Genomic DNA, 26430 nt, shown 5'->3' on the forward strand with positions numbered 1-26430 from the left:
CGCTGTATTTTGTTTATCGCGACGGCCGTTATATCGACGTGGCCGGCGCGTCGTTCCGCGACTTTCTCGGCGGCAGGCTCGCAGCGCTGCCAGGCGAGCGGCCCACCATCGAGGACTGGACCGATCACCTCACCACGCTGTTTCCCGATGTGCGCCTGAAGCGCTTTCTCGAAATGCGCGGCGCCGACGCCGGGCATCTCGGAGGGCTACGCGCGCTTCCCGCCTTGTGGGTCGGCCTCTGCTACGACTCAGACGCGCTCGATGCGGCGTCCGCGCTCGTCGCGGACTGGAGCCAGGAAGAGCGCCAGGCGCTGCGCGACACGGTGCCGAGCCTCGGTCTCGCCGCACCCTTCCGCGGTGGCACCGTGCAAGATGTCGCCCGCGACATCGTTGCGCTTGCGGAAAAGGGGCTCGGACGTCGGAACCGCGCCGACGCCGAGGGTGATGACGAGCGCAAGCTGCTCACACCCCTGCTGGAAGCGGTGGAGGAGGGACGCTCGCCGGCTGATCGTCTCCTCGCCGCGTACGACACGGAGTGGGGCGGCGACATCGACCAGCTGTTCGACAGCGAGGCGTTTTAGGTCGTTTTTGTAGCGGTCGGGTAAGGACTTGAAAGCCTCCCCCCGATGACCATATTCTGCCCAAGTACGGCCCCGCCTGCTACCCTGCACGGGTGGTGCCGGTAATCCGTCCCCCAGACGGATGTGATCGGCGGCAGATTAATTTCTGTCGCCGATTATTTTTGGCTGATTGCTATTTCAGTCCGGCGAGCGCGTTGCCGAAGCCTTGCAGCGAAATCGGAATGCCGATCCCGGCCTCCGGCGTGTCGAAGATGATGAACACGGCGTTGCCGCCCTTCTTCATCTTCTCGATGATCTCGTCTTGCAGCACAACCTCGGCGATGCAGCCGCGCTTGCCGCATTTCAGGAAGGGCGCGTTGCCGACGTCCTGATCGTCGATCTTCAGTCCGAGACCTGTGGGAAGCAGCACGCCGAGCGGCACCACCACGCGCAGCAACTTCTTGTCTTCGCCGATCGCTTTGTAGAAGACGACGGTGAGACCGACATTGGGACGGTCCTCGGCGGTGACGCTCTGCACCAGCGCGCATTTTTCTTCTTTGGCGCCGGGCGGCGTGCGACAACTGAGCTGCCAGGCGCCGTGTGTCTCGCGCACCACGCTGCCGGGACCGGTGAGCCCGGTCGCAGCCGCCGCTTCCGGCGCGGCGCCCTGCGCATCGACAGGGCTCGCAAGTCCCAACGCCAACGCAAGCGCGATGCCGAGCTTGGCGGCCGGCCACTCCCTGAGCGTACAGAACCTGAAACGAGACATCGGGGCCATGGGCGACAGTTCTAGACGCGCAAGTCTCTAAGCGCGAATCACGCGGAAGGAGAATAGATTGTGAGCGGCGCCCTTGAAAGCGACGATAGGTACATCGAGACCCGCCTTCGCCGACCAATGGGGCCAAATTTCGGCGCAAAGTTGCCGGGGTCATTGCCGCCAGAGGCCTAGGAAATCATTGAACTGGCGTGCATTTGCCGCACAGCATTGGGGAATCATGAGTGTTGCCAATCTATATCCTTTATGATTTGAACAGGTGAAAAAGCACCTGAGGCCGCGCCCGGCGCCGGACCTTGGTGGATCAAAAAGAGCTTTGGGGGCGACGCCGTTTTGCAACTCGATTCTCGCGCCGCCCTTGCTTGCTAAGCGGCGTGGACGCCAGCATCGTCCACGTGGGGGTTGCCCTGGCGGTGTGCGCCTGGGAAGTTGTGAAGGAACGCGGCGGCGAAGGCCCGTCGCCTAGGAGTGAATACATGGTGATCTTCAATCGGGGCTTGATGGTCTTTGGGGCGTGTCTCAGCGTTTTCCTCGCCGCGCCCGCCGTTGCCGGCGAAGGCCAGCCTTCGCCCTGGCAGATCGGCTTTCAACGCGCCGCCACGCCGATCATGGAGCAGATCACCTCGTTCCACACCTTCGTGACGATCATCATCGTCGTGATAGCGCTCTTCGTTCTCGGCCTTCTCGTCTTCGTCATGGTGCGCTTCAACGAGACCCGTAATCCGCTTCCCTCCCGCACCGCTCACAACACCACGATCGAGATCGCTTGGACGGTGATCCCGATCCTGATTCTCGTCGCCATCGCGATCCCGTCCTTCCGGCTGCTGTTCGCCCAATATGATTTCCCCTCACCCGACCTGACCATCACCGCGACCGGCAGCCAGTGGTACTGGACCTACGAATATCCCGACCACGGCATCACCTTCGATTCGCTCATGGTTCAGGAAGCCGACCTCAAAGAAGGCCAGCCGCGCCTCCTCACCGTGGACCGCGAGGTCGTGGTGCCCGTGAACAAGAATGTGCAGGTTGGCGTGAAGGCCAACGACGTCATTCACGACTGGGCCATGCCGTCCTTCGGCATCAAGATCGATGCGGTTCCGGGACGTCTGCAGACGACTTGGTTCAGGGCCGAGCGGACCGGCGTTTTTCATGGCCAGTGCTCCGAGCTTTGCGGCCGCAATCATGCCTTCATGCCGATCACAGTCCGCGTCGTGACGGATCAAGAGTTTGCCGACTGGCTGGAGAAGACCAAGCAGGCCGCTGCGCCTAGTGCCGACACGAGCACGGTGGCTGCGGCGCAGGAGCAGAACTAGGATCGACGCGACCTAACGCGGACATCCACGCGCAAGAAGACGAAAAAAACTGGAGTGCAAGGAAGATAGCAATGGCATACGGCGCCCAGGCCCACGCAGACGCCCATCATGACGACCATCCGACCGGTTGGCGTCGTTGGGTCTATTCCACCAATCACAAAGACATCGGCACGATGTATCTGATCTTTGCGATCATCGCCGGTACGATCGGTGGTGCGCTTTCGATCGCGATGCGCCTGGAGCTTATGAATCCGGGTATGCAGATCTTCGGCGACGCCGAGATGTTTAACGTCTTCGTCGCCGCGCACGGTCTCATCATGGTGTTCTTCATGGTGATGCCGGCGATGATCGGCGGGTTCGGTAACTGGATGGTGCCGCTCATGATCGGCGCGCCGGACATGGCCTTCCCGCGCATGAACAACATCTCCTTCTGGCTGCTGCCGGCCTCTTTCGCCTTGCTCCTGCTGTCGCTGTTCATGCCCGGCGCGCCCGGCTCGAAGGGCGTCGGCGCGGGCTGGACCATGTATGCACCGCTCACGACCAAGGGCACGCCCGGCATCGCGATGGATTTCGCGATTCTGTCGCTGCATCTGGCCGGCGCGTCCTCGATCCTCGGCGCCATCAACTTCATCACCACGATCTTCAACATGCGCGCGCCCGGCATGACGCTGCACAAGATGCCGCTCTTCGCCTGGTCGATCCTGGTGACGGCGTTCCTCCTGCTGCTGTCGCTGCCGGTCCTTGCCGGCGCAATCACCATGCTGCTAACGGATCGCAATTTCGGCACGGCGTTCTTCGACTCCGCCCATGGCGGTGACCCACTTTTGTGGCAGCACCTGTTCTGGTTCTTCGGCCATCCCGAGGTCTATATTCTGATCCTGCCGGGCTTCGGCATGGTGAGCCACATCGTGTCGACCTTCTCGCGCAAGCCCGTGTTCGGTTATCTCGGCATGGCCTACGCCATGGTCGCCATCGGCGTGGTCGGTTTCGTCGTGTGGGCCCATCACATGTACGCGGCGGGCATCAGCGTGAACACGCAGGCCTATTTCCTCTTTGCCACGATGGTCATCGCGGTGCCGACCGGCATCAAGATCTTCTCCTGGATCGCGACAATGTATGGCGGCTCGCTGTCGTTCCGCACCCCGATGCTGTGGGCGCTCGGCTTCATCTTCCTCTTCACCATCGGCGGCGTCACCGGCGTGGTGCTCGCCAATGCCGGCGTCGATCGCTCCATGCACGACACCTATTATGTCGTGGCGCATTTCCACTACGTGCTGTCGCTCGGCGCCGTGTTTTCGATCTTCGGCGGCTGGTATTACTGGTTCCCGAAGATGACCGGCTACATGTATTCCGAGACCATCGGCAAGCTGCATTTCTGGCTGATGTTCATCGGCGCGAACATCGCGTTCTTCCCGATGCATTTCCTCGGTCTCGCCGGCATGCCGCGCCGTATCGCGGACTATCCGGACGCCTTCGCAGGGTGGAACATGGTGGCCTCGATCGGCTCCTATCTCGCCTTCGCGGGTCTAATCGTCTTCCTGTACGGCATCGCCCAGGCCTTCGCCCGCAAGCAAGTCGCGGCGGCCAATCCCTGGGGCGCCGGCGCCACCACGCTTGAGTGGACCGTCTCATCGCCGCCGCCTTTCCACAGCTACGAGACGCTGCCGCGCATCAAATGACGCGGTTGCGAAACGTGAGGATGGCGGCGTGTCGTCTGGACCTTGTGAGTAAGTCATGACCGACGCTAGCTCTGCCACGTTCAATGCAAGACTCGCGACCGCCACGGGCGGGGATGTCGCGGATTATGTCGCGCTGATGAAGCCGCGCGTCATGTTCCTCGTCGTCTTCACCGCGCTCGTAGGCATGGTGGCGGCGCCGGGCACCATGCATCCCGTGCTCGCGATCGCGGCGCTGCTGTGCATCGCCGCGGGGTCCGGCGCGGCCGGCGCCCTGAACATGTGGTTCGACGCCGACATCGACGCGAAAATGGCCCGCACCGCAGCGCGGCCCGTGCCCAAAGGCGCGATCACGCCGCAGGAGGCGCTCTCTTTCGGGGCCGTTCTCGGTGCGGGTTCGGTGTTCTGCATGGGACTGATGGTCAATTGGCTCTCGGCGGCGCTGCTCGCCGGCACCATCTGCTTCTACGTGTTTGTCTACACGATGTGGCTGAAGCGCTGGACGCCGCAGAACATCGTCATTGGCGGCGCCGCCGGCGCCGTGCCGCCGATGATCGGCTGGGCGGCCGCCACCGGCAGCGCCAGCTTCGCGAGCTTCGTGCTGTTTCTGATCATCTTCATATGGACGCCGCCGCATTTCTGGGCGCTCGCCATTCTGCGCACCGCCGACTATGCGCGCGCCGGCGTGCCCATGCTCCCGGTGGTGAAAGGCAACGACGAGACACGACGTCAAATCCTGATCTACAGCGTGATCCTGGCGCCGCTCGGCTGCGTACCTACCTTCATCGGCCTTGGCGGTCCGCTCTACGCCGCGTCCGCCGTCATCCTCGGCGCATTGTTCGTGTTGTTCGCGCTCCAGTGTTACCGCGAGCGTGTCGGTGAGAAGGCCGACCGCGCCGCCAAGCACCTCTTCGCCTATTCTGTTCTGTACCTGTTTCTGCTCTTCGCGGCGCTCCTCGTCGAGCACGGTTTCGGCATCGGCGGAAGCTGGCTTCCGCTCCACTGGACGACGTAATGGACGATGCGGAACAGGAGCGTCAGCGCCGGCAACGCACGCGGTCAGTCGCCATCGCCTGGCTGTTGTTCGGGCTCGTGGTGCTATTCTTCATCGTCACTCTGGTTCGGCTCGGCGCCAATGTCGCCGATCGAGCGCTATAATTAGGCGAGATATCATGACGGGACCGGAGCAAAGGCCGAAACAGACGCGGCGCGACAGCGTGCTCGCTTTGTCTCTCGCCGGGCTCGTCGCGGCCATGATCGGGCTTTCGTTCGCCGCCGTCCCGCTCTATCGCATGTTCTGTCAAGCGACCGGTTATGGCGGCACGCCCCAGCGCGTGGAGCAGGCCTCCGACACCGTGCTCGACCGCACGATACGGATTCGCTTCGATGCCAATGTCGCTCCGGGTCTGCCCTGGAAGTTCGAGCCGGTCGACCGCGTGATCGAGGTCAAGATCGGCGAGACGTCGCTTGCTTTCTTCAAGGCGACGAACACGGGAACCACGCCCGTCTCCGGCACGGCCGGCTTCAATGTCTCGCCCGAGATCGCCGGCAGTTACTTCAAGAAGATCGAGTGCTTCTGCTTCAAGGAGCAGATGCTGGCAGCCGGCGCGAGCATCGAGATGCCGGTCAGCTTCTTCATCGATCCGGCATTGGTCGACGACGAAGATGCCAAGAACATTTCCGAGATCACCCTGTCGTACACGTTCTATCGCAACGACGAGCCGGGCGTCGCCGCGGCGCCGCAAGGCGAGAAATCGGGATCGTAAGCGAACATGGCAACCATGCATAAGTCTGGGGAACAAGGGGAACGGCACATGGCCCACGCCGAGGCTAAGCAACACGACTATCATCTCGTCAATCCGAGCCCGTGGCCGGCCGTCGGCGCGGCGGGCGCCTTCGTCCTCGCGATCGGGGCGCTCCTCTACTTCATGTCGAAGAAGTCGGGCGATCCGCAGCTCTGGTATGTCGTCCCGGGCTTCGCGCTCGTGATTTTCACCATGTTCGGCTGGTGGCGCGATGTGATCCGCGAAGCGAATGAGGGCTACGAGACGCCCGTCGTGCAGCTGCATCTGCGCTACGGCATGATCCTTTTCATTGCCTCGGAAGTGATGTTCTTCGTCGCCTGGTTCTGGGCCTATTTCGACGCGGCGCTCTACCCGCAAGACGCGATCACCTATGCGCGCACCCAGGTTCTCGGCGGACAGTGGCCGCCGATCCCGAGCGCGGAAACCGATGTCGCCGGCCTTGGCAGCTTCGTCCATACCTTCAATCCATGGGGCCTGCCTCTCGTCAACACGCTGATCCTGCTCACCTCCGGTACCACGGTGACCTGGGCGCATCATGCGTTGCTGGAGAACAATCGCAGAAGCATGATCATGGCGCTGTCCTGCACCATCGTGCTCGGCCTTCTTTTCAGCCTCTGTCAGGCCTACGAATATGCCGAAGCGGGTTTCAGCTTCTCCAACCACATCTATGGTTCGACCTTCTTCATGGCGACCGGCTTCCACGGCTTCCATGTCATCGTCGGCACCATCTTCCTGACCGTCGTGCTGTTCCGCACCATCCAAGGCGACTTCACGCCGAAGCAGCATTTCGGCTTCGAGGCCGCGGCCTGGTATTGGCATTTCGTCGACGTGGTCTGGCTGTTCCTGTTCACCTGCATCTATGTCTGGGGCGCAGGGAGCAACTATCCGGTGCATTAGCGCGCCGCGGATGACGATCGAAAGGGGGCGGTCGAGTGCCGCCCCTTTTTCAATTAGGCTGGGTGTTGCCATGACTGAGACCAAAGCGGCGCACGCGTCCCGCGGCACGGGGGCGACGCTTCTGGCCGGTATTCTCGGCCGCTGTCCGGCCTGCGGCGAAGGAAGGCTATATGCCGGGTTCCTGACGCTGGCGCCGGCTTGCGACAAATGCGGGTTGAACTACGGCTTCGCCGACTCCGGCGACGGTCCCGCCGTGTTCGTCATTCTCGTCACCGGCTTCATCATCGTGGGCGGCGCTCTCATCGTCGAGGTGCTGTACTCCCCGCCTTACGGGCTCTACGCGCTTGTCGTGGGGCCGATTGCCACCGTCTTGCCGCTGCTTCTGCTTCGGGCCTTCAAGGGCGCGCTGATCGCGCTCCAGTTCAAGCACAAGGCCGCTGAGGGCAAGCTCGTCACCGATTAGGAACAGACGTCATGCCGCTGCGAGGTCTCGTGCCGCTGACGGCGCTTTCGCTCATTGGACTGGCCTTGTTGGTCGGCCTTGGCGTCTGGCAGCTGCAACGCCTGGAATGGAAGGAAGCCCTGATCGCGCGCATCGACGCCCGTACGAAGGCGAAGCCCATCAGCCTCGACAAGGCGATCGCCATCGCCAAGGAGCGCCGCAATCCGAGCTATTACCGTGTGCGTGTCGAAGGCCGCTTCCACCACGACAAGGAGCGCTATCTCTACGCCATCGGCGACGGCCAGCCGGGCTGGCACGTCATCACGCCGCTGGAGACCGTGAACGGTGACATGGTCCTGATCGATCGCGGCTTCGTCCCCTACGACCTCAAAGAGCCCGCAGGGCGCGCGGCCGGGCAGGTGGAGAGCGTGATCGCCATGACCGGCATCTTGCGCACACCTGAGATTCAGACCGTTTTTACGCCCGACAACGAACCGCAGGCCAATCGCTGGTTCTGGCGCGATCTCGGCGGCATGGCGCGCTCGATGTTCCCTGACGGCACGGTTCGGGTCGCGCCCTTTTTCCTCGAAGCCGAGGCAAGCGATGTTGGCGGCTGGCCTAAAGGCGGCCAGACTCAACTCGTCATCACCAACAACCATCTGCAATATGCGCTGACCTGGTTCAGCCTCGCCCTTGTGCTTATCGTCATCTACACGCTCTACGTGCGGAAAATCTATCGCGAGGACCGGGGTTTAAGCGGCACTTAGTTGCCGCCGGCCCTTGGCAACGCTAGGTTCGAGCCAGAGTTCTCCTTACCCCCCAAGGAGTCTGCCCTGTGAAATATGTGAGTACGCGCGGTGAGGCGCCGGCGCTGTCCTTCGAGGGCGCGCTCCTGGCCGGCCTTGCGCGCGACGGCGGTCTCTACGTGCCGGAGACCTGGCCCACTCTCGATGAAGAGGCGATTGCGGCGCTCGATGGCCTCGATTATGCCGACGCCGCCTACCGCATCATGGCCCCTTATCTGGCCGGCGATCCCTGCCTCGCCGATCTCAAGCCCGTGCTCGACGAGGCCTATGAAGGATTCCACCACTCCGCGGTGGCGCCGCTGCGCCAAATCGGGCCAAATCTCTGGATTCTTGAGCTTTTCCACGGGCCGACGCTCGCCTTTAAGGACCTCGCCATGCAGGTCGTGGCGCGGCTCATGAACCGCACCCTGCTGCGCCGTGGGATGCGGGCGACCGTGATCGGCGCGACCTCCGGCGATACCGGCGCCGCAGCGATCGAGGCTTTCCGCGGCCTGGAGGCAATCGATATTTTCATCCTGCACCCGAAAGGACGCATCAGCGACGTGCAGCGCCGCCAGATGACGACGGCAACGGAGCCCAACGTCCACAATGTCGCGGTGGAGGGGACCTTCGATGACTGTCAATCGATCGTGAAGGCCATGTTCAACGATGGGGCTTTGCGCGATCGCCTCGACCTAACCGGCATCAACTCCATCAATTGGGCGCGAATCCTCGTCCAGATGGTCTATTACTTCACCGCAGGCGTTGCCCTCGGCGCGCCTTACCGCGAGGTGGCGTTCGCCGTACCGACCGGAAATTTCGGCGATATTTTCGCAGGTTACGCGGCCAAGCGGATGGGTTTGCCGGTCAAACGCCTCGTTCTTGCCACGAACCTCAATGACAGTCTGGCCCGCGCCTACGCGACGGGGATTTTCGAGCCGCGAGACGTGATTGCCACCTCTAGCCCCGCCATGGATATCCAGCTTGCGAGCAATTTCGAACGCCTATTGTTCGAGCTTGCGGGGCGGGAGCCCAAGCGGGTGAGGTCGCTGATGGAGGAATTGCGCAACACCGGGGCCTTCCGCTTGAAGGCATCCGAGCTTGCGGAGCTGCGCGGCCTGTTTTCGGCCCATTCGATTGGCGAGCACGAGACGGAGATGACAATTCGAAGCCTCTGCGACGAGACCGGCATCCTTGCGGATCCGCACTCGGCCGTCGGCGTCGCTGCGGCGCGCTTGGAGAAGGATGACCCGAAAACGCCCATGATCGTGCTCTCGACCGCCCATCCGGCGAAGTTTCCCGAAGCCGTGGAGCGGGCCTCGGGCCGCGTTCCCGAGATGCCTGAAAGGCTGCGGCTCCGGCTCGGGCAGAACGAGCGCTGCACCATGCTCCCGAACGATTTTGCCACCGTGGCGGATTTTATATGTAGCCATAGCTGGGCGCCCGGCGCCGGCATCGGTCACAATCGCAAGCCCGCCATCGCCGGCAATGGGGTGGGCGCGTGAGCGTCGAAGTCTCCCGCCTTGCGAATGGCCTCACCGTGGTGACGCACGCCATGGCGGAGGTCGAGACCGTCTCCCTCGGTCTTTGGATCGGGGCGGGCAGCCGCAGCGAAACCGAAGCCGAGCACGGCATCGCGCATTTCCTCGAGCATATGGCCTTCAAGGGCACGACGCGTCGCAGCGCCCGCGATATCGCCGAGGAGATAGAAGCCGTCGGCGGCGATCTTAACGCCGCGACCGGGCTCGATTCCACCGCCTATTATGCGCGGGTGATCCGCAAGGATATCGGGCTCGCGCTCGATCTCCTGAGCGATATTCTTCTCGACCCACTCTTCGATCCGACCGAGCTTGAGCGCGAGCGCGACGTCATCCTGCAAGAGATCGCGTCTTCGGTCGATTCGCCGGAGGACATGGTGTTCGAGCTTGCGCAGGAGGCGGCGTTCCCCAATCAGCCCGTGGGGCGGCCGATCCTCGGCACCGCCGCGAGCGTGGGCCGCTTCAAACGCGATCATCTCGGCACCTACCTCCAGGCGCAATATCGCGCGCCCAACATGGTGCTGGCGGCAGCAGGCGCGGTCGACCATCAGGCGCTTCTCGCCGAGGCCGAGCACCGCCTCGCGCCGCTCGGTGAAGCGACGCCGGAGCTTCCTTCCATCGCGACCTATGGCGGCGGTATCCGCCGCTCCGACAAGCCCTTCGAGCAAACGCACCTCGTGCTCGCATTCGAGGCGCCACCCTATCGTCACGCCGATTATTTCGCCTCACAGGTGGCCGCCGGCGCGCTCGGCGGCGGCATGTCCTCGCGCCTGTTCCAGGAGGTGCGCGAGCGGCGCGGGCTTTGCTACTCGATCTACGCCTTCTCGTCCGGTCTGAGCGACAGTGGCGTATTCGGCATCTATGCCGCCAGCGGTCCCGATCGCGCGCACGATCTCTTTTCCGTCATTCGCGACGAGCTGCTGCGTGCCGCCGAGACAGGCTTCGACGAGAATGAGATCGACCGGGTCAAAGCACAGCTCAAAATGAGCCTGCTTGCGGGGCTCGAAAGCTCGGGCGCGCGCGCCGAGCAGCTCGCCCGTCAGATCCTGATCCACGGCCGCCCCCTGACCACCGAAGAGCTAATCGAGAAGGTCGAGGGCGTTAATCCTTCGGACGTTCAAGACTTGGTCGCCGGCTTGCTTTCGTCTCCACTCAGCCTTGCCACAGTTGGGCCTATACTTAATGTTGCAAGATTCGAGGCGGTGGCGGCAAAATTCGCCCTCGCGTCGAGCGAGGCCGCTTGAGAGAGCGCGAGACCCATGGCGTTGTTGCGAGCTGCGTCCCCGAGCGACCTCGGACCCGTCATCGAGTCCGAACATGTTGTTTTGCGCACCCCGCAGATGGCCGACTATCCGGCCTGGGCCGGGCTTCGCGCCGGCAGTCGCGACTTTCTCACCCCTTGGGAGCCGATCTGGGCTGCCGACGAGCTGAGCCGCGCGTCTTTCCGCCGCCGCATCCGTCACTATCTGCGCGACCTGCGCGAGGATGTCGGCTACGCGCTGTTTATCTTTTCCAGCGCCACGGACGAACTGGTCGGCGGACTCACCCTCTGCAATGTCCGCCGCGGCGTCACGCAGTCCTGCACGCTCGGCTATTGGATCGGCGCCGGTTACGCCAATCAGGGCTACATGACGGAAGCGGTCCGCGCTGTTATCCCATTTGTATTCGATTCGCTCGAACTGCACCGGCTCGAGGCTGCGTGCCTACCGTCAAACACGGCCTCGATGCGGCTCCTGGAGAAGACTAGATTCAAGCGAGAGGGCCTCGCGCGGCGCTATTTGCGGATCAACGGCGTCTGGCAAGACCATCTTCTTTACGCGCTGCTGGATAGCGACGCGCGGCCTTAACGGGCGGCGTCGGAGAAGAAGAACGGGGGAGGACGACGCGAGTGACCTCAGCACGAGGTGTCTTGACGTTGCGGCGCGAAGGTCTTTGTCAGGCCGCGCACCTGCTTGCGCGCGTACTCGTGCTTGGGGTCTGGTTCATTCTGCTGCATGCCGGCGCGGCGCAAGCGCTCGACGCCATCGCTGTCAAGCCCGATCAGGCCAAGCTCGACATCACCGCCTTGGGCGAACTCTACGAGAGCCGCGGCGACCGTTTGCAGATCGAGACGGCGCCGGGCCCGGATGGATTTGTCGGCCGCATGGCGATCCAGGCGACGACGCCTGGCACGAATCCCGCCTGGCTTGTTTTCGCCCTCACCAACCCGACCGCGGAGCGCGTTGTGCGCTGGCTCGTTGCGCCGCGTTACACCTTGGCGAACTCGCGCGTATTCTGGCCGGAGCTCGACTCCGGGCGCATCGCCGCCGTCACGCCTTCGCTCGGGTTTAGGCCTGAGCCGCTGAAGAGCGACCGCGCCGACATGTTCCGCATCAATCTCGAGCCGGGCCAGACCGTGACCTTCGCCGCCGAGATGAGCTCAGCACAGGTGCCCCGCCTCAGTCTGTGGGACCCTAATCTTTATCAGGCGAAGCAGCAGGATCGCATGCTGTTCAACGGCGTGCTGCTCGGCATCACCGGGCTTCTCGCGATTTTCCTGACCGCGATTTTCGCTGCCAACCATCGCGCGATCTTCCCCGCGACGGCTCTTATTGCCTGGGCTGCGCTCATTTATTTCTGCGTCGATTTCGGCTTCTGGAACAAGCTCTTCCCTGTAGGCCCGGAACGTAATGCGCTATACCGCGCCGCCGCCGAGGCTGGCTTGGCCGCGTCCCTTGTCCTCTTCCTCTACACGTTCCTGCGCATCGGGCTCTGGCACGGCTGGATCCGCACCCTGTTCTGGGGCTGGATCGCGGTTCAGTTTGGCCTGATCGTCCTCGCGATCATAGATCCGCGCCTCGCGTCCGGTCTCGCTCGCGCCTCGACACTGGTGATCGCGAGCCTCGGCACCGGGCTGATCGCCTACCTCGCCATTCGCGGCCAGGACCGCGCATTGTCGCTGATCCCGACGTGGATGCTGCTCATCGTCTGGTTCTTCGGAGCGGCGATGATCGTGCTTGGCAAGCTCTCCGGAGACATTGTCGTGTCCGGCCTGATCGCCGGTCTCGTTCTCATTCTCGTGCTGCTCGGTTTCACCGTGACCCAATTCGCCTTCCGCTCCGGCGCGACCCCCGTGCAACTCGGGTCGACGAGCCAGGTGCAGATGAAATCGCTCGCCGTCGACGGCTCCGGCTCCCATGTCTGGCAATGGACTGCGGCCAAGGACCAGATCAATGTCGGCAGCGACGTGGAGGCGGCCTTAGGCCTCGAACCGGACAGCCTCAATCTCCCCACCGAAGAGTTCCTGGAACATGTCCACCCCACCGACCGCGAGCGCTTCCGCTTGATGCTGTGGTCGCTGCAGGAGAGGCGGGGCGGCGACTTGCAGCTCGATTTCCGCCTCAGGCGTCACGACGACACCTATCTTTGGTATGAACTTCGCGCGCACGCCGCGCCGAGCGACAATGCGCGGCTGTTGCGCTGCGTCGGCCTCCTTCGCGACGTGACCAGCCTCAAGCGCTCGCATGAGCGGCTCATGCATGACGCCGTGCATGACAGCCTGACCAGCCTGCCCAATCGCGAGCTGTTCATGGACCGCGCGCAAGGCGCCATCACGCGGGTGCGCGAAGGGCAGGGCAACCGGCCCACCGTCCTCCTGATCGACATCGACCGCTTCAAGAACGTGAACAAGAGCTTGGGCCTCGCCATCGGCGACAGCATGCTTCTCACGCTCGCGCGCCGCCTTGCCCGACACCTCAACCCGCAAGACACGCTCGCGCGCGTCGGCGGCGACCAGTTCGCCATTCTCGTCATCTCCGAGGCCGACCCGCGCAACGTGGCGATGCTCGCCGAGCGCGTGCGCCGCGCGCTGCGGACGCCGATGAAGATCAACAACAATGACATTGTGCTGACGGCCTCGATTGGCATCGTGGTCTATGACGGCGAGCAGGCGACGGCGCAGGATCTGTTGCGCGAAGGCGAGATCGCGATGCTGCGGGCAAAGCGCGGCGGCGCCGACCGTATCGATATTTTCGACCCCTCGATGCGCGGCGAGGACGACGCACGGTTGCCGCTGGAGAGCGATCTCCGCCGCGCCATCGAGCGTCAGCAGATCGCGATCCTGTATCAGCCGATCACGCGGCTTGCGAACAATCAGCTTGCCGGCTTCGAAGCATTGCTCCGCTGGGATCATCCGACCCACGGCCGCCTTGGCGCCGAGGACTTCATCCCGATGGCCGAGGAGACCGGGCTCATCAGCGAGCTTGGCACCTATGTCCTGACGCAAGCGCTGGAGCAGGCGGCGCGCTGGCACAAATTGCTGCCGCGCGAGCGTGATCCGCTCTTTGTCAGCGTCAATGTTTCCAGCCGCCAGCTCTTCCGCCAGGATCTGGTGCAGGAGATCAAGATGATGCTGGCGCGCGAATCCGTGCCGAAGGGTTCGCTGAAGCTGGAGATCACCGAATCCCTCGTGATGGAAAATCCCGAGCGCGCCGTGGAGATCCTCACTTGGCTCAAATCCTTCGGTGCGAGCCTGGCCCTCGACGATTTCGGCACCGGCTACAGCTCCTTGAGCTATCTGCACCGGTTCCCGTGCGACACCATCAAGATCGACCGTTCGCTGGTCCGCGACAGCGGGCTCAACGGCTCGACTCCCCTGATCCTGCGCTCGATCATCGCGCTTTCGCACGAGCTCGGCAAAGAGGTCGTCGCCGAAGGGGTGGAGACCGCCGCAGAAGCCGCCTATCTCCGCTCCATCGGCTGCGAGTTCGGCCAGGGCTTCTATTACGGCGAGCCGATGGCGGCTAAGGATGTGGGGAATTTGCTCTCCGCGCTTGCCAGCCACCGCAAGCGGCAGATGCGCGAGCGGGTCCGGGCTCCGGAACAGCGCGAGGAAGTGAGCGCCAACAGCGCCGGCGAATTTCCGGCCGCAGACCCCGCGCCGTCTGTCTCTTAAGCGTGCCCTGAATCGTTGACGAGGCGGACCGGATCGATCCCGATCTTGGTCAGCGCCTTGGTATATTTGCGGTCCACATGGGGATCGAAAATCAGCTCCATATCGGCCGGGCAGTGCAGCCAGCCATTGGCGTGGATCTCGGTCTCGAGCTGCCCAGGTGCCCATCCAGCATAGCCGAGCGCGAGCAGGGCCTTGTCGGGGCCGCTGCCTTTCGCGATGTCGCGCAGGATGTCGATGGTGGCGGTGAGACAGACACTCTCGTCGATGGGAAGTGTGCTGTCGGCCTTGTAATAGTCGGCGCTGTGCAACACGAAGCCGCGCCCGGTCTCCACGGGCCCGCCGAGATACACGGACATGTCGTCGACCGCCGAGGGCAGCCTGATGCGTTCCGCCTGTGGCACGATATTCAGCTGCTCCAAAAGCTCGGTGAAATCGATATTGGGCGCACGCTGATTGATGATGATGCCCATGGCGCCGTCCGCCGAATGCGCGCACATGTAAATGACCGCTCGCGCAAAGCGCGGATCCCCCATGGAAGGCATCGCGATGAGCAATTGGCCGTCGAGATAACCGTCGCGGTTGACGTTCTTCTCTGGCTTGAGGCTAGGCATGCGACAAGACTACAGCACCCAAAAACGATGGGAAGAGGGCAAAGCCTTCTATTAACGCGAACAAGGCATTTTGGTCGCAACGCCACTCACGAAAGAGTGAGATTTTTGTGCGCGGCTTGCAGGTCGCGCAACGGCGGCGTTACCGCTAGAGTTGCGGCCCATGACTGAAAGTTCGAATGTGAGCGCGATGGCATACTGTTTTGTCGCCCGCCCCCGCAGGGCCGCCTCGTTTGCGCTTGCGCTCGCGGCGCTGGGTTCCGCATGCGGCTGCCTCGCGGCAATGGCTGCCACAGGATCGTCCTGGGTGGACGGCACCCATTCCAAGGCCCGGCTTGTAAGTGGCATGGTCGCGGAAGACGGCAAGGATACCGTTCTAGCCGGCGTGCAGATCAGCATGGACCCAGGCTGGAAAACCTATTGGCGCAACCCCGGCGACTCCGGCGTGCCGCCGTCCTTCGACTGGTCCGGCTCGAAGAATCTGAAGGACGCCGAAGTGCTGTATCCCGTGCCGCACCGTTTCAAGGACGCGAACGGAACCGCCGTCGGCTACGGCGACGATGTTGTCTTCCCGGTCAGGATCACGCCGGAACGGGCGGGCGACCCGGTGGAGCTGAAGCTCGCCGTGCAATACGGGCTGTGCAAGAATCTCTGCATTCCGAACGAAGCCACGCTCGAACTCGAATTGCCGGCCGCTGCCGCGGCCTCGGCCGGCGGGACGCTGATTGCGGAATTTGTTGCGCAGGTCCCGAAGCCTGCCGAGAAAGGAGCGCTCCCCGCAGTGAAAAATGTCGAGGCGAAGCTCGACGGCGAACGGCCGGAGCTTTTCATCGACATTCAATTTCCGCCTTTTGCCAAAGGCGCCGATCTCTTTATTGATGGTGGCGAAGCGTTTGTGCCGGTGCCGACGCCCGTCGGCAAGCCCGAAAGCGGCACCCAGCGCTTCGCGGTCATTTTCGCCTCGCAAGCCGAAGCCGCCAGGATCAAGGGCAAGCTTCTGAGCCTGACTCTCGTCACGCAAGGCGGTTCGCGCGAGGCAAGCCTGACCGTGGATTAATCCCGCGACGCTCGCAACTTGGCCCCTGGGGTGCGAGCGGATTGAGTGCGCGCCAACCCTGCAATTCAAAGGAGAACCTCATGGCCATTGCGATCGGAGACAGCCTGCCCGATGCCACGTTTCGCGTGTTGGGCGCCGACGGCATCACGCCCATGAGCACGTCGGAACTGGTCGCGGGCAAGAAGGTGGTGCTCTTCGCCGTACCGGGCGCCTTCACGCCAACCTGTCATCTCAAGCATCTTCCGGGCTTTATTCAGAACGCCGAGGCCTTCAGGAAGAAGGGCGTCGACACCGTGGCCTGCGTCGCGGTCAACGACCCGTTCGTGGTCGGCGCCTGGGAAGAGGCCTCTGGCGGCAAGGGCAAGGTTCTTTTTCTCTCCGACGGCAATGCCGAATTCACCAAGAAAATCGGCATGGACTTCGACGGCAGCGGCATCGGCCTCGGCACCCGCTCCAAGCGCTACGCCATGCTTGTCGAGGATGGCGTCGTGAAGGCGCTGAATACCGAGGAATCGCCGGGCGTGGCCGAAGTCAGCACCGCCGAGGAATTGCTCAAGGTGCTTTAGCCGTCGTTCAGACGCACGTTGGAATCCAGCCTGCTCATCCCCGCATCGACTGGATCCCGGCTTTCGCCGGGATGACGAACATTATTGGAGTCGGCCCCTGCGGCGCGTGCCGAGAAAGGGGGCTATGCCTTTGCGCGCGAGTTCATCGGCGCGCTCGTTGTCGTCATGGCCGAAATGGCCCTTGACCCAATGCCAGCGCACCTCGTGCGGTGCTGAGACTTCCTGGAGTCTCTGCCATAGCTCGACATTGAGGACAGGCTTCTTCGCGGCCGTACGCCAGCCGTTCCGGTTCCACTTCTTGATCCACTCGGTGATCCCGCCGCGCAAATAGTTGGAATCGGTGTAGAGGTCGACCTCCGAGGGCGCCTTCAGCGCGGCAAGCGCCTCGATCGCGGCGGTGAGCTCCATGCGATTATTTGTGGTGAGCGCCTCGCCGCCTTTCAGCTCCTTGCGGTGGCCGCCGGACTCAAGGATCGCGCCCCACCCGCCGGGACCGGGATTGCCGGAGCAGGCGCCGTCGGTATGGATCACGACCTTGGGCCTGTCGGCCATCAATGCGCTCCGAGCCCATATTCGCGGTAGGACTTCACGCCGCGATGGAAGCGCAGCTTGCGCAAATATTCGTTGGGGTCTTTTTGCTTCACCAGCGCGCCGGCATCGGTGTTGAGGCGGTCATAGGATCGGGTGAGGAGAAAGCGCAGGGCCGCGCCGCGCGCGAGCGTCGGCAGCTTCGCAAGCTCCGCCGGCGTCAGCTTGCGCTCCTTTTCATAGTTCTCGAGCAGCGAGCGCGCCTTGGTGATGTTGAAGCTGCCGTCGGACTCGAAGCACCAAGCGTTGAGGCAGATGGCGACGTCGTAGGCGAGCATGTCGTTGCAGGCGAAATAGAAGTCGATCAAACCCGACAGACGATCGCCCAGGAAGAAGACATTGTCGGGAAAGAGATCGGCGTGGATCACGCCTTGCGGCAGGTCGTCCGGCCATTGCGCGTCGAGCTCCGCGAGCTCCGCCTCGATCTCGGCCTTGAGTCCGGGAATGATGCCGTCGGCCTTGTCGCGAATGGACGCAAACAGGGTCTTCCATCCCGGCAGCGAAAGGCTGTTGCCGCGATGCATGGGAAAATCGCTCCCGGCGAGGTGAAAGCGCGCAAGCGCCTGACCGAGGCCGGCGCAATGCTCGATACCCGGCTTCCGCACCCACAAGCCCTCCAGAAAGGTAATGAGCGCCGCTGGTCTTCCCGCCAGCCTCTTCAGGGTCTCGCCTTGCCGGTCGCGCACGGGAAGGGGGCAATTGATGCCGCGATCGGCGAGATGCTCCATTAGGCCGAGAAAATAGGGGAGGTCCTGCGGCGCCACGCGCTTCTCGTATAGCGTGAGGATGTAGCGCCCCGCCTCGGTGTGCACGAGATAGTTGGAGTTCTCGACGCCCTCGGCGATGCCTTTGAAGGAGGTCAGCTCTCCGATCGCATAGGATGCGATGAAGGCTTCCAGCTCCTCGTCGGAGACGTCGGTATAAACGGCCATCTAGGCAGCCGGCGCCTCTCTAAGCTCGCGGGGCAGTTTGAAGGCGATGTCTTCCGATGCCGTGGTGACGATCTCCACCTTGGCATCGAAGCGCACCTTGAAAGCGTCGATGATCTCATCCACCAGAATCTCGGGCGCCGATGCGCCCGCTGTGATCCCGAGGCTGCGAATATTCGTAAAGGCGTTCCAGTCGATGTCGGACGCGCGTCCCACAAGCATGGCACGTGGGCATCCCGCGCGCTCGGCCACCTCGACCAGACGCAGCGAGTTGGAGCTGTTGGGCGAGCCGACCACGATCACGCGCTCGCAGGCCGGCGCGATCTTCTTCACCGCGTCCTGACGGTTGGTCGTGGCATAGCAGATGTCGTCCTTGTGCGGGCCGACCATGGCGGGAAAGCGCTGCCGGAGCACGGTGACAATGTCCTTGGTATCGTCGACCGAGAGCGTCGTCTGCGTAATATAGGCGAGTCGCTCCGGATTGCGCGGGCTGAAACGCGCGGCGTCCTCAGCCGTCTCGATCAGGTGAACGCTGCCTTCGGGAAGCTGGCCGGTCGTTCCCACCACTTCCGGATGCCCGGCATGGCCGATCAGAAGGATCTCGCGGCCTTGCTCGTAATGACGCTCGGCCTCGACATGGACCTTGGAGACGAGCGGGCAGGTGGCGTCCAGGTAGAACATTCGCCGCAGGCTTGCAGCCGCCGGCACGGCTTTTGGCACGCCATGCGCCGAGAAGATCACGGGCGCGCCGGTATCGGGGATTTCGTCCAGCTCTTCGACGAAAATGGCGCCCTTTGCGGTGAGGCCCTCAACCACGTAGCGGTTGTGGACGATCTCATGGCGGACATAGACGGGGGCACCGAATTTGGCCAAGGCCAGCTCGACGATCTGGATGGCGCGGTCGACGCCAGCGCAAAATCCGCGGGGAGCAGCCAAATAAATCGTGAGCGGCGGCCGCTCCGCCCCGTGTCCGTTAAAGATTGGCATGCCGGTCATCGGCGCTCCGATTTGGGCGTTTCCGCGGCGGGGAAGAGGGCATGTCTGGCCTTGTCGCCCTTTCGCAGTACGGATAGGTTTGCGCCCATTGCAAAAGATTGCAGCGTCGTTCGGGCCTGACTGAATCCCAGGGGATATCAGGCGTGGAGAGCGGGCGTGTCAAGCCGAGGACGGGTCAAGTTGAAGCGTCGTTTTCTTCTTCTGCCGATGCGCGGTTGCCGCATGGCCTCAGTGCTGCTGCTGCCTGTGCTGCTCGCAGCCTGCGCCGTCTCCAATCCCTTCAGGTCGAGCAGCAGCGACATTGCAACCAGCGCGATGCCGCCCCCGGACCAGCTCCAGCAGATCACCAAGACGGACGCGGGCACCGATATCGCGGGCGGGGGCGGTGCGCATTGTCCGCAGGTCGTGGCGTGGCCGGCTGACCGGCTGCTCACCATCTACAAGGGCACGGTCGGCGACAATCTCGCCGTCGTGCATCGCGGCGAGATCACCAAGCTGTCGCGCGAGTGCCAGTTCTATGCCGACCGGGTCATCGTCAAATACGGCTTTGCGGGCCGCGTGTTGCTGGGGCCCAAGGGCCAGCCCGGCACAGTGACGCTGCCTGTCAGCATTCGCGCCTCGGACAGCGAGCGCAAGACGCTCGCAAGCGACCAGATGAAGATTTCCACCACGATCCCCGTCGGCAGCCCGGTCGGCTACTTCTCGATGGTGAAGGAGATTTCTTTCCCTGTGCGGACGGGCACCCGGCCGGAAGATTACAAGGTCTTCGTGGCCTTCGAGCGCACCGTCCCGGGCTCGGGCTAACGGCTAATGCAGCTTGGACTTCACCGTATCGATACCCTGGGCGACGAGCTTCTCGGCCGCATCGGAGGTGAGCTTATCGGCGATCAGCCTTTGCGCCGCGCCCACGGCGGCTTCGACCGCGGCTGAGCGGACCTCGCGCAAGGCATCTGTCTCGGCGCGCGCGATCTTGTCTTCGGCGAGCCTGATGCGCCGCTCGAACTGCTCCTTGATGGAGTGCCGGGTTTCGGCCGCGAGCGACTCCGCTTCTTCCGCGGCGAGGCGGATGATGGAATCGGCCTCCTTGGCGGCATCGCGCTCTTTGCGCTGATAGTCGGAAAGAACCTTTTCGGCCTCTTCGCGCAAGCGACGGGCCTCGTCGAGCTCCTTGGCGATGCGCTCGGCGCGGGCATCCAGGGCTGCTGCGACCTTCTTGTGCAGTCCGAGATAGATCAGCCCCGCAACCAACAGGAAGAAGGAGACGGCGACCCAGAATTCCGCTGTGTAGATGAACTCCATGGTCAGCTCTTCCGCGCGCCGGCCACGGCCTGCTTGACCTCGGCTTCGGACGGCGCCACCCCGATCAGCCGCCGCACCACGTCGGTAGCGACGTCCGCAGCCACGACATTGACGTCCTTCAGCGCTGCGTTCTTCGCTTCGGTGATGCGCGCTTCCGCCTCGGCGGCCTTGGCGGAAAGCTGCGCTTCGAGCTTCGCCCGCTCGGCGTCGACCTCCGCCTTCAGCTTGGCGCGGCCCTCGTCGCCGATGGCATGCGCGCGCTGCTTGGCCTCCGCCAGTGCCTGCTCGTAAGCGGCGATGGCCTGATCCGTTTCGCGGCGGAGCCGCTCGGCAGCCTCGAGATCCTTGGCGATGCGTGCCATGCGCGCATCGATGACGCTGCCGATGCGCGGCAGCGCCACATACGTCATCAGCAGATACAGGAGCGTAAATGTGATGACGAGCCAGATAAGCTGCGGCGCCCAGTCGAGCGGATTAAGCTGGGGCATGTCGCCTCCCTCGTTTCCAGCGGCCGATGGCTAGAACACGAACAGGATGATGAGCGCCACCACGAGGCCGAACAGTCCGGTCGCCTCAGCGAGCGCAAAGCCCAGGAGCAGGTTGGCGAATTGGCCGGGCGCTGCCGACGGATTGCGCAACGCGCCTTGCAGATAATTGCCGAAGATGGTGCCGATGCCGATACCGGCGCCGACGAGGGCGATCGAGGCGAGGCCCGCGCCGATCAATTTTGCTGCTGATGGATCCATGATGTTCTCCCTTTGGTCGAATTGCTGAAGACGGCGAACGAGGCCCTAGTGATGCATATGCAGGGCGTCGTTCAGATAGATGCAAGTGAGGATGGCAAAGACGTAGGCCTGCAGGAAGGCGACCAGAATTTCGAGCCCGGTGAAGGCGACCATGAAGGCAAGCGGCGCGATGCCGCCGAGCACGCCGAGCGCCACGACGAAAGCGCCGAACACTTTCAGCATGGTGTGGCCGGCCATCATGTTGGCGAATAGGCGCACCGACAGGCTGAGCGGGCGGGTGAGATACGAGATTACCTCGATCACGACAAGCAGCGGCAGCATCACCACGGGCACGCCGGACGGTACGAAGAATTTCAAGAACTTCACGCCGTGCTTGACGAAGCCGATCAGCGTCACGCCGAGAAAGACGAAGGCCGCGAGCGCGAAGGTGACGATGATGTGGCTTGTCACGGTGAAGGAATAGGGCAGCATGCCGAGCATGTTGAGCGCGAGCACGAACATGAAGAGTGTGAAGACGAAGGGGAAATACCTCATGCCGTCGGTGCCGACATTGTCGCGCACCATATTGGCGACGAATTCGTAGGACAGCTCCGCAACCGACTGCATGCGGGAAGGCACCAGCGCGCGGCGGCGCATGGCGTAGACGGTGAACAACGTGATGACGCAGGCCGCGATCACCATGAACAAGGCGGAATTGGTGAAGGACGCATCGACGCCAAACAGCTCGAAGTCGATCAGACGTTTGATCTCGAACTGATGCATGGGGTTCGGAAGACCCCCTTCGGCGCCATGGGCGCCTCCTTCCGCGGCGTAAGCCTCGCTCAACTCATGCGCTCCTAATCGTCATCTTCGTCCGGCGGCAGATCCCGCCCCGGAAGCGGTCCCGCCGCTGCCTGCATTCTCTTCGCGCTGCGCATCACGCCGATGATCCCCGCGGCGGCGCCCAGCAACAGGAACACCACCATCAGGAAGGGCGCGGTGCCGAGCGCCTGGTCGAGCGCCCAACCGATTAATCCCCCCACGGCGACGCCGGCGACGAGCTCGGTGCCGAGCCTGATCGCCTGTCCCATCGCCGCCCCATGCGCCTGCTGCGCGGGCGTTACGGGGGCGTGCTTCGCCCAGGCCGTATCCAGCTGCTTCCCGAGCACGTCGAGCCGCTGCCGAATCTCGTGCGTGTCACGGTCGGCCTGCTTGCGACCGGACTTTTCTTCGGCTCCGGCCATGGCATTTGCTCGATTCCGGGAGAGCCTTCGGACCGGCTGGCCCTTAAGCTTGCGGCGCACTTTAGTTCGGGATTTGGACCTGTCAAGGAACTCAAGCCGAGTCACGAAGCCTTTGAAACCTTGTAGAAATAGGGGCGGTCTACGGGGCGCGGACGATCCGCCTGGTCCAGGCCTCTAGCTCGCGTCGCGCAGGCGCTCGGCGGCCTCAAGATCCACTGACACAAGCTGACTGATGCCGCGTTCGGCCATGGTGACGCCGAACAGCCGGCTCATGCGCGCCATGGTCCAAGGATGATGGGTGATGATGAGGAATCGAGTGTCGGTCTCCTTCGCCATCTCTTCCATGAGCCGGCAAAAGCGATCGACATTGGCATCGTCGAGCGGTGCGTCCACCTCGTCCAGCACGCAGATCGGCGAGGGGTTGGTCAGGAACACCGCGAAGATCAGGGCAAGCGCGGTGAGCGCCTTCTCGCCACCCGAAAGCAGCGTCAATACCTGCGGGCGCTTGCCCGGCGGGCAGGCGAGGATCTCAAGACCCGAGAGAAGCGGGTCGTCGGACTCGACGAGCTGAAGCTCGGCCGAGCCGCCGCCGAACAGGGTCTTGAACAGGCGCTGGAAGTGGGCGTTCACGCTCTCGAAAGCCTCGAGCAGCCGCTTGCGGCCTTCACGGTTCAGATTGGCGATGCCTTGCCGCAGCCGCGCGATGGCCTGTTCGACGTCGGCCTTCTCGCGCTCCATCTCTTCGAGTTTCGCGGAAAGCTCGGCCTCTTCCTCTTCCGCCCGCAAATTGACGCCGCCAAGGCGCTCGCGGTCGGCTCTGAATTTCAGCAGGCGATGCTCCACATCCGCAAGAGCGGGAAGATCCGTGCTGGGCTTTACGTTCGCAAGTTCAAGGCAGGAATCCGGCGCGCAGTCGAGCTGATCGCGGATGGCGCGCGCGGCATCGCTGCGGCGCTCGCGTGCTGACTCAAGCCGGGCTTCGCTCCTTGCACGCGCCTCGCGCGCGCCGGCGAGCCGCTCCTGCACGTCGCGTAAGGCCTTCTCCCGCTGCTTCAATTCCGTTTCGGCAATCGCGAGATCGTCGGCGGCCTTGGCGCGCTCGCGCTCCGCCGCTGCGATGGCGTCAAGGAGCTTGCCGCGACGCTGTTCGATCTCGGCGGGGAGATTGGCAAGGGCGGTGAGGTCGGTGCGGGTTTCTTCCTCGCGCGCGCGCAACGTGTCGAGCTGTTCGCGGGCATTGGCGATGCGCTTCTGCCAGAGCTCGTGCTCGGCTGTGATGGCGTCCACGCGCTCTTGGCGGAGCCGCATCTCGCGCTCGAACCCCTCAAGGGCTGCCTCGGCCCGCGCGTAAATGGCGCGCGCTTCCGCCGCCTGCATCTGCGCGTCGTCGCGAGCGGCTTCCAGATCTGCAATTAGGGGAAGGTCGAACAGCGCCGCAGTGACGCGCTCGGCATGAGACACGGCCTCTTCATGGGAAGCCGAAATACGCGTCTGCGCTTCCGCCAAGGCACCAAGCTGGCGGCTTCGCGCTTGCGCCTCGTGCTCGGCGGACGAGATGGCATCCCGCGTGGCGCCGAGGTCGGACTGCGCCTCTTTCAACTTCTGGCGGAGGGATTTGGTGCTCTGCCCGGCCGCCAATGCTGCGTCTGCCGCGATGGCGAATGCGCCCTCGGCCCTTGCAGCAGCCTCGCCGGCCTCGATAGCTTCGGCCTTCAAAGCCTCCAGCCGGTTGCGCTCCACAAGCCGGGCCCCCGCGGACGTCGCCGTCCCGGTGCGAACGCTATAGCCATCCCAGCGCCAGAGATCGCCATCCCTGGAGACGAGCCGCTGTCCAGGCTTCAGGTCTGCTTGCAGCGCGGACCCGCGCGCAGCGTCGACCAGTCCGATTTGCGCTAACCGCCGCGCGAGAACCGGCGGCGTCTCCACGAAGTCGCTCAAGGCCTGGACGCCCGCGGGCAGCGCTGGATCGCCCTCGGCGCTTGCTGTCAGGCGCCAATGCGCGGGCGCGGCCTCGTCGCTTGCCGCATCGAGGTCGTCGCCAAGCGCGACGCCGAGCGCAATCTCGTAACCTTGCGTGATGCGCACCTGCTCGACGATGGGGGACCACTCCGCCGCATTAGCGGGCTTCAGCAGCTTCACGAGCGTGGCGAGCTCGGTATCGAGCTCCTGCCGGTGCAGCTTGGCAGCAGCCGCGAACACCCGCCGCTCGGCTTCCTCGGCCCGCGCGGTCTCTTCCTCGGCCTCTGCCGTCTGAAGCTCGGCCTCGATCGTATCCTTGAGGGAGGCAAGCTCAGCGAGCTTCATATTTAGCGTGAGGAGATGACTGTCGCCACCGCCTTCGCCTTCGAGGGTGGCGAGATTAGCCATGATCTCGGCAGCTTGCGTCCGGAGGCTCGCCATGCGGCGCTCAAGCTCCGCGCGCTCGCTCTCGAGTCGACCGCGTGCGGCGCGGGCCTCTGCCAGCGCGCCCGTGCTGGCGGTCAGGGCTTGCTCGGCTGCGGCAAGAGAATTCGCGGCAGCCGTCGCGGTCGCGCGCAGTTGCGGCTCCGCGTCGTCGCGGGCGCTTGCCTGTTCAAGCCGCCGGCGCTCTTCTTCGAGCCTCCTGAGCTGCCCGTCGGCTTCGGCGATATGCTCTTCCTCACGCGCGATATCGCGCGAGGCCTGCGCGAGCCGGGTCTCAAGCTCGGCCTGCCGTGCCTTGGCGCGCGCTTCCTCGCGCTCCAAGGCATCGCGCTCGACGCTGAGGCGATGCAGCACCGCCGCGCGTGCGGCTTCCTCATCTCTTAGCGGCTGGAGCTGCTCGGCCGCCTCGGCCTGCTGGCGCAGCGCCTCGCCCTCGACCTTGGTCTCCTGCGCCACGGCGCCAAGCGCATCCTGGAACGAAGTCTCTTCCTGCTCCACCAGCGCGCAGGCAGTCATCCAATGCAAATGATGTTGTAAGGCTTCGACTTCGCGGATCTTGCCGGACAGCTCGCGATAGCGCTGCGCCTGCCGCGCCTGCCGCTTCAGCGCTTGCAATTGGCTGCCGAGCTCGCCGATCAGATCGCCGAGGCGAACGAGATTGCCTTCGGTCGCCTTTAACCGGAGTTCGGCCTCGTGACGGCGGCTGTGCAATCCGGCGATGCCGGCGGCATCCTCCAGCACGCGCCGGCGCTCTTGCGGCGCGGCGTTGATGACCTCGCCAATGCGGCCCTGCTGCACCAATGCCGGTGAGCGGGCGCCGGTCGCGGCGTCCTCGAACAGCAGGCGGACGTCCCGGGCGCGCACATCCTTGCCATTGACTTTGTAAGCGGAGCCGGCGTCGCGCTCGATCCGGCGCGTGACCTCCAGCATGTCGTGATCGTTGAATTCGGCCGGCGCCGTGCGGGCGCTGTTGTCGACGAAAATCGTAACCTCGGCGCTGTTGCGCGACGGGCGCACCTCGGAGCCTGAGAAGATCACGTCCTCCATGTTGGAGCCGCGCATGCTCTTATAGGAGGTCTCGCCCATGACCCAGCGCAGCGCCTCGAGCAAGTTCGACTTGCCGCAGCCATTGGGGCCGACGACTCCGGTGAGGCCGTGCTCGACCGCGAGTTCGGTAGGCTCAACGAAGGATTTGAATCCAAGAAGGCGGAGACGAGTGATCTTCAATTGTGAACTGCCTTTGAAAGGAAGCTGCTACGCGCGGAAACCGCGGATGACGACGCAGAAACGG

27 protein-coding genes are annotated in these 26430 nt (G+C 63.8%); 16 read left to right on the forward strand and 11 right to left on the reverse strand.

Annotation, left to right across the window (positions count from 1 at the left end; genetic code table 11):
• Nucleotides 1-581 (forward strand): glutamate-cysteine ligase family protein (locus ACR2J1_RS02230; RefSeq protein ID WP_434017724.1); only part of this gene is annotated, 581 nt, incomplete at its 5' end.
• 172 nt (nt 582-753) lie between these two features.
• On the opposite strand, the gene ACR2J1_RS02235 is transcribed toward ACR2J1_RS02230, so the two are convergent.
• Nucleotides 754-1338 carry an invasion associated locus B family protein gene (locus tag ACR2J1_RS02235; protein ID WP_434017725.1) on the reverse strand — a complete coding sequence of 195 codons (585 nt, stop codon included), beginning with the start codon at nt 1336-1338 and terminating at the stop codon, nt 754-756.
• 473 nt (nt 1339-1811) lie between these two features.
• Here ACR2J1_RS02235 and coxB point away from each other — a divergent pair, with 473 nt between their 5' ends.
• From coxB to ACR2J1_RS02295, 12 genes are all read left to right on the forward strand, one after another.
• A complete protein-coding gene (gene coxB, locus ACR2J1_RS02240; protein ID WP_434017726.1) occupies nt 1812-2648 on the forward strand; it encodes a cytochrome c oxidase subunit II in 837 nt (278 codons plus the stop codon).
• Between the two features lie 71 nt (nt 2649-2719).
• A complete protein-coding gene (ctaD, locus tag ACR2J1_RS02245; RefSeq protein WP_434017727.1) occupies nt 2720-4327 on the forward strand; it encodes a cytochrome c oxidase subunit I in 1608 nt (535 codons plus the stop codon).
• 55 nt (nt 4328-4382) lie between these two features.
• Nucleotides 4383-5339: a heme o synthase gene (locus ACR2J1_RS02250; RefSeq protein WP_434017728.1), complete on the forward strand. Its 957-nt coding sequence runs from the start codon at nt 4383-4385 to the stop codon at nt 5337-5339.
• Nucleotides 5339-5482 (forward strand): hypothetical protein, encoded by a 144-nt coding sequence (locus ACR2J1_RS02255; RefSeq protein ID WP_434017729.1) that lies wholly within the window; start codon nt 5339-5341, stop codon nt 5480-5482. The genes ACR2J1_RS02250 and ACR2J1_RS02255 overlap by 1 nt, the downstream gene beginning before the upstream one ends.
• A gap of 14 nt (nt 5483-5496) precedes the next feature.
• Nucleotides 5497-6090, forward strand: a complete 594-nt coding sequence (locus ACR2J1_RS02260) for a cytochrome c oxidase assembly protein (protein ID WP_434017730.1) — start codon at nt 5497-5499, stop codon at nt 6088-6090.
• A 48-nt stretch (nt 6091-6138) separates the two neighbouring features.
• Nucleotides 6139-7026, forward strand: coding sequence for a cytochrome c oxidase subunit 3 (locus tag ACR2J1_RS02265; protein ID WP_434017731.1), 888 nt, complete (start codon nt 6139-6141; stop codon nt 7024-7026).
• Between the two features lie 70 nt (nt 7027-7096).
• Nucleotides 7097-7489, forward strand: coding sequence for a DUF983 domain-containing protein (locus ACR2J1_RS02270; protein ID WP_434017732.1), 393 nt, complete (start codon nt 7097-7099; stop codon nt 7487-7489).
• 11 nt (nt 7490-7500) lie between these two features.
• Nucleotides 7501-8235, forward strand: a complete 735-nt coding sequence (locus ACR2J1_RS02275; protein WP_434017733.1) for an SURF1 family protein — start codon at nt 7501-7503, stop codon at nt 8233-8235.
• 68 nt (nt 8236-8303) lie between these two features.
• On the forward strand, nt 8304-9758 hold the full coding sequence (gene thrC / locus ACR2J1_RS02280) for a threonine synthase (RefSeq protein WP_434017734.1): 1455 nt from the start codon (nt 8304-8306) through the stop codon (nt 9756-9758).
• On the forward strand, nt 9755-11035 hold the full coding sequence (locus ACR2J1_RS02285; protein ID WP_434017735.1) for a M16 family metallopeptidase: 1281 nt from the start codon (nt 9755-9757) through the stop codon (nt 11033-11035). The genes thrC and ACR2J1_RS02285 overlap by 4 nt, the downstream gene beginning before the upstream one ends.
• Before the next feature lie 15 nt (nt 11036-11050).
• On the forward strand, nt 11051-11638 hold the full coding sequence (locus ACR2J1_RS02290; RefSeq protein ID WP_434017736.1) for a GNAT family N-acetyltransferase: 588 nt from the start codon (nt 11051-11053) through the stop codon (nt 11636-11638).
• Nucleotides 11639-11679: 41 nt separating this feature from the next.
• Nucleotides 11680-14724 carry an EAL domain-containing protein gene (locus ACR2J1_RS02295; RefSeq protein ID WP_434017737.1) on the forward strand — a complete coding sequence of 1015 codons (3045 nt, stop codon included), beginning with the start codon at nt 11680-11682 and terminating at the stop codon, nt 14722-14724.
• Here ACR2J1_RS02295 and ACR2J1_RS02300 read toward each other — a convergent pair.
• Nucleotides 14721-15335, reverse strand: coding sequence for a YqgE/AlgH family protein (locus ACR2J1_RS02300; protein WP_434017738.1), 615 nt, complete (start codon nt 15333-15335; stop codon nt 14721-14723). The genes ACR2J1_RS02295 and ACR2J1_RS02300 overlap by 4 nt on opposite strands.
• A 160-nt stretch (nt 15336-15495) precedes the next feature.
• On the opposite strand from ACR2J1_RS02300, the gene ACR2J1_RS02305 reads away from it, so the two are divergent.
• Both ACR2J1_RS02305 and ACR2J1_RS02310 read left to right on the forward strand, forming a co-directional pair.
• Nucleotides 15496-16389, forward strand: coding sequence for a protein-disulfide reductase DsbD domain-containing protein (locus ACR2J1_RS02305; protein ID WP_434017739.1), 894 nt, complete (start codon nt 15496-15498; stop codon nt 16387-16389).
• Nucleotides 16390-16469: 80 nt separating this feature from the next.
• Entirely contained in the window at nt 16470-16955 is a 486-nt protein-coding gene (locus tag ACR2J1_RS02310; RefSeq protein WP_434017740.1) for a peroxiredoxin, read from the forward strand.
• 81 nt (nt 16956-17036) lie between these two features.
• Here the strand turns inward: ACR2J1_RS02310 and rnhA are convergent, their stop codons facing one another.
• The 3 genes from rnhA to ispH are packed head-to-tail and all read right to left on the reverse strand — an operon-like array spanning nt 17037 to nt 19468.
• Nucleotides 17037-17507: a ribonuclease HI gene (gene rnhA, locus ACR2J1_RS02315; RefSeq protein WP_434017741.1), complete on the reverse strand. Its 471-nt coding sequence runs from the start codon at nt 17505-17507 to the stop codon at nt 17037-17039.
• Nucleotides 17507-18475 carry a homoserine kinase gene (locus ACR2J1_RS02320; RefSeq protein WP_434017742.1) on the reverse strand — a complete coding sequence of 323 codons (969 nt, stop codon included), beginning with the start codon at nt 18473-18475 and terminating at the stop codon, nt 17507-17509. Before ACR2J1_RS02320 ends, rnhA begins: the two co-directional genes overlap by 1 nt.
• Entirely contained in the window at nt 18476-19468 is a 993-nt protein-coding gene (gene ispH / locus ACR2J1_RS02325; protein WP_434017743.1) for a 4-hydroxy-3-methylbut-2-enyl diphosphate reductase, read from the reverse strand.
• A gap of 180 nt (nt 19469-19648) precedes the next feature.
• Between ispH and ACR2J1_RS02330 the strand changes: the two genes are divergently transcribed.
• Nucleotides 19649-20272, forward strand: coding sequence for a hypothetical protein (locus ACR2J1_RS02330; protein ID WP_434017744.1), 624 nt, complete (start codon nt 19649-19651; stop codon nt 20270-20272).
• Between the two features lie 3 nt (nt 20273-20275).
• Here ACR2J1_RS02330 and ACR2J1_RS02335 read toward each other — a convergent pair whose 3' ends face one another.
• From ACR2J1_RS02335 to smc, 6 genes are all read right to left on the reverse strand, one after another.
• Nucleotides 20276-20767, reverse strand: a complete 492-nt coding sequence (locus tag ACR2J1_RS02335; RefSeq protein ID WP_434017745.1) for an ATP F0F1 synthase subunit B — start codon at nt 20765-20767, stop codon at nt 20276-20278.
• A gap of 2 nt (nt 20768-20769) precedes the next feature.
• The gene (locus ACR2J1_RS02340; RefSeq protein ID WP_434017746.1) at nt 20770-21255 is read right to left on the reverse strand and encodes a F0F1 ATP synthase subunit B; all 486 of its coding nucleotides are present in this window, start codon (nt 21253-21255) and stop codon (nt 20770-20772) included.
• Between the two features lie 30 nt (nt 21256-21285).
• Entirely contained in the window at nt 21286-21513 is a 228-nt protein-coding gene (locus ACR2J1_RS02345; protein ID WP_424390947.1) for a F0F1 ATP synthase subunit C, read from the reverse strand.
• 45 nt (nt 21514-21558) lie between these two features.
• Complete coding sequence (locus ACR2J1_RS02350) at nt 21559-22275, reverse strand: F0F1 ATP synthase subunit A (protein WP_434017769.1); 717 nt, start codon at nt 22273-22275, stop codon at nt 21559-21561.
• 74 nt (nt 22276-22349) lie between these two features.
• On the reverse strand, nt 22350-22736 hold the full coding sequence (locus tag ACR2J1_RS02355) for an AtpZ/AtpI family protein (protein ID WP_434017747.1): 387 nt from the start codon (nt 22734-22736) through the stop codon (nt 22350-22352).
• A gap of 174 nt (nt 22737-22910) precedes the next feature.
• Complete coding sequence (gene smc, locus ACR2J1_RS02360) at nt 22911-26366, reverse strand: chromosome segregation protein SMC (protein WP_434017748.1); 3456 nt, start codon at nt 26364-26366, stop codon at nt 22911-22913.
• Between the last annotated feature and the right edge of the window lie 64 nt (nt 26367-26430).

The sequence above is a fragment of the Methyloceanibacter sp. genome, from assembly GCF_050999895.1.
GTDB lineage: Bacteria > Pseudomonadota > Alphaproteobacteria > Rhizobiales > Methyloligellaceae > Methyloceanibacter.